Below are 3,774 nucleotides of genomic sequence, written 5' to 3'. Positions count from 1 at the left end.
AGTCCTGCGCCGCACGCCCCAGGGGGCCGCGCTGCGCATCGAGGTCGAGGGCGCGCCCGGCACCCGCGTCCGGCTGGACCGGGCGGACCTGGCCGAGGCCCTGGGGGCGCTGGCCGAAAACGCCGTCCGCCACGCCCGGTCGCAGGTCCGCATCCTGTGCGGCGCCACCGGCGGGCAGGCCGCGATCCGTGTCTGCGACGACGGGCCGGGGGTTGCGCCCGCGATGCTGGACCTGCTGCCGGGCCGGGGGTTGCGCCTTGACGAACAGGACGGCGGCACCGGCCTTGGCCTGGCGATCGCCGCCGAGATCGCCCGCGCCGTCGGCGGAAAGCTGCGCCTGCGCAACCTGGATCCGGGCTTCGAGGCCGAACTGACCCTGCCCGCCCCTTGATCGCGGGGCCCGCATGGGGCATCGCGGGCGCGCCGGATACAGGGCCGGTTGTTTCATTATGGGCTGGATATTAAAATTATATTCAGCGATTTATATTTATTTAAACCGTCCATTTGAATATATGTTGATTAATTTGATTCAAATCATTAATATTTTCGCACGGATGACGTGCCCATTCCGATTATTGTTTTTCCATGGTTTCCCAAAGGCATGACCCCTCCGCCCCATCCCTCGGGCTTCGGATCGAGCCGCCCACTCCTCCGGTTGTCCCGCATGTCATTTTCGGGCTGTAATGAGGACCAATGTACCGCTCCGACATCAAATCGCTGCTTGCGCAGGCCGCCTCGCAAGCCCCCGGATCCCCGGCGCCCGCGATCCCGCCAGACCTGCGCGATCCCGCCATTTCGGACCTGTCCGACACGCTGCGCGAGATCCGCGACTTCATGAAATCCACCGCCACGCTGTTCAACGACGCCGACCCGCCCGAAGGCCGGTCCGACGCCTTGGGCGATGCCGCGCCGGTGTCCGATGGCCCTGTGTCCGGCGGGCCCGTCTCAAACGGATCCGGCGACACGGCGGTGGCGGTGGCGGCCAGCGGCAACGCGGGCATCGACGGCCTTCTGGCCGGAAGCCGCTGGGCCGACGGCTATGTCACCTATTCCTTTCCCGACGCGGCCTCGGATTACGGCGCGGGCTATCCCGAGGCGCTGACCAACTTCCAGCAGGTCAACGCGGCCCAGCAGCTTGCCGCGCATTTCGCGCTGAACTCGGTCGCCTATACCCAGCCTGCCAGCGCCGCGGGCTTTTCGGTCGAGGGCTTCACCAACCTGACCATCGACTTCACCACGGCGGACGGCAGCGCCACGATGCGCTATGCCAACACCTCGGATCCCGGCACGGCCTATGCCTATTACCCCAGCAATGGGTCGACCGGGGGGGATTCCTTTTATGGCAATTCCGGCCGCACGCCGGTGATGGGCAACTATCACTGGCACACCATGCTGCACGAGACGGGCCACGCCCTGGGGCTGAAGCACGGCCAGGAAACCGGCGGCTTCGGCGCCATGCCCAGCTATCTGGACGCGATGGAATACACGGTGATGACCTATCGCAGCTATGTCGGCGGTCCCACCAGCGGATACACCAACGAAGGCTTCGGCTATGCCCAGACCTTCATGATGTATGACATCGCCGCCCTGCAATACATGTATGGCGCCGATTTCACGGTCAATTCCGGCAACACCACCTATTCCTGGGATCCCGCCACCGGCAACACGGTGATCAACGGCGCGGCCGCGATCACGCCGGGGGCCAACCGGATCTTCATGACCGTGTGGGACGGCGGCGGCATCGACACCTATGACCTGTCGGCCTATGCGACGGGCGTCACGGTCAACCTGGCGCCGGGGGGATCGTCGCTGCTCTCCAGCACCCAGCAGGCCTATCTGGGGAACGGCAACTATGCCCGGGGCAATGTCTATAACGCCCTGCTGTTCAACGGCGACACCCGGTCCCTGATCGAGAACGCCACCGGCGGCAGCGGCAGCGACACGCTGTATGGAAACGGGGCCGCCAACGTGATGACCGGCAATGCCGGGAACGATTACATCTGGACCAGCAGCGGCAACGACACCCTGTATGGCGGCGACGGGAACGACACGCTTTATGGGGCCGACGACAACGACTACAACCTCGGCGGCGCGGGCAACGATTACATCTGGGCCTATACCGGCAACGACACCCTGTATGGGGCCGAGGGCGCGGATTCCCTTTATGGCGGGGACGGCGACGATTACCTCAGCGGAAGCTGGGGCGGCGATGTCGATGCGGTGATGGACGGCGGGAACGGCAACGACACGCTGTCCATGTCGTTCCTGACCGTGGGCCGCGTCTTCGACTTCGAGACCGGCCAGGCCCGCACCACGGGCGGGACGGTCCTGGGCACGCTTGCCGGAATCGAGACCTTCTTCGGCGGCTCGGGCGGGGATGTCATCATCTCGGACGGGAACGGGCACGCCTATTACGGGCAGTCCGGCAACGACACCATGGTGGCCGAGATCGGGGCCGAGACGCTGGACGGCGGCGCGGGCTTCGACACCCTGGATACCGCGCGCTGGTCGGGCGACTATGTGCTGGACCTGGGCACGGGCAGTTCCAACTATGGCGGCGAGCTTTACACCAACTTCGAGGGCGCCATCCTGGGCGGCGGCAACGATTCCGTCACCGGATCGGCGGCGGCCAACCGGATCGCCGGCGGGGGCGGCAACGACACCCTGCGCGGCGGGGACGGCGGCGACACCCTTGCGGGGGGCGCGGGCACCGACAGCCTGGTGGGCGAGGGCGGCGACGACGTCTACACCTTCGACGGCGCCGATGCCATCGTGGAGACCGCGGGCGGGGGCAACGACCTTGTTCTCAGCGCGCTGTCCCACACGCTGGGCGCCAATGTGGAACGCCTGACGCTGACGGGCAGCGCCGGGATCGCGGGCACCGGCAACGGCCTGGCGAACCGCATCGCGGGCAACACCGGCAACAACGTGCTGACCGGCCTTGGCGGCATCGACACGATGGCGGGCGGGGGCGGCAACGACACCTATGTCACCGACGGGCTGGACATCCTGTCCGAAGGGGCAGGCGCGGGCGTCGACACCGTGCGCAGCACCGCCGGGATGACGCTGGGCGCCAACCTGGAAAACCTGCTGCTGCTGGGGGCCGCAGGCATCAGCGGCTTCGGCAACGCGCTGGCCAACCAGATCACCGGCAACAGCGGCAACAACGCCCTGGCCGGGGGTGGCGGCAACGACATCCTTCTGGGCGGCGGCGGCAGCGACACGCTGCGCGGCGGCGCGGACGGGGACCGGGTGGACGGCGGCACCGGCAGCGACGTGCTGTGGGGGGACGCGGGCGCGGACACGCTGATCTTCCGCAGCGGCGGCGACCGCATCGCCGATTTTGCCAACAACATCGACACCATCGCGCTGGACGACCTGCTGTGGGGCGGCGGGCCCCGGACCATCGCCCAGGTTCTTGCCATGGGGACCGAGATCGCGGGCGACGTGTTCTTCAACTTCGGCGGCGGCAACACGCTGCTGGTGGAAAACGTCGCCTCGCGCCTGTGGCTGGCCGACGATATCGTCTTTGTCTGAAACCACGGCCCCGCCCGGCATTCCCGCCGGGCGGGGCGCAAGGAAAGGAACGCGCCATGACCCGCCTGGTCCTGATCGCCACGCTTCTGACGGCGGGCTGCCTGGGGGAACCCGGGCCTTCCGGGGCCGCGCCCGGCAATCCCGGGGGCGGCCCCGCAAACATGCCCGCCCGGTCCGACCCCCTGCCCCCGCCCGCCCCCCCGGGCGCGCCCGAGGCCGAGGCCGCCGCAACCGCCT

The 3,774-nt window shown here is 67.9% G+C and carries 2 protein-coding genes and 1 pseudogene; all 3 read left to right on the top strand.

Annotated elements, in window-relative coordinates:
* Window positions 1-391, top strand: a 391-nt coding sequence (locus tag JX613_RS19510; protein ID WP_237168754.1) for an ATP-binding protein, incomplete at its 5' end; no start/stop codon positions are given.
* Window positions 392-693: 302 nt separating this feature from the next.
* Window positions 694-3,537, top strand: a complete 2,844-nt coding sequence (locus tag JX613_RS19505) for a M10 family metallopeptidase (protein WP_207103137.1) — start codon at window positions 694-696, stop codon at window positions 3,535-3,537.
* A 56-nt stretch (window positions 3,538-3,593) separates the two neighbouring features.
* Window positions 3,594-3,774, top strand: a pseudogene (locus JX613_RS19500) (hypothetical protein); the annotation flags it as partial.

The sequence above is a fragment of the Paracoccus shandongensis genome, assembly GCF_017315735.1.
Taxonomy (GTDB): domain Bacteria; phylum Pseudomonadota; class Alphaproteobacteria; order Rhodobacterales; family Rhodobacteraceae; genus Paracoccus; species Paracoccus shandongensis.
The sequence above is the reverse complement of the archived record's forward strand: the minus strand, read 5'-3'. Positions and strand labels throughout refer to the sequence as shown.

Excerpts from the sequence above, each read along its gene's own strand:
- JX613_RS19505 (WP_207103137.1), top strand. The coding sequence starts at position 694 with ATGTACCGCTCCGACATCAAATCGCTGCTTGCGCAGGCCGCCTCGCAA.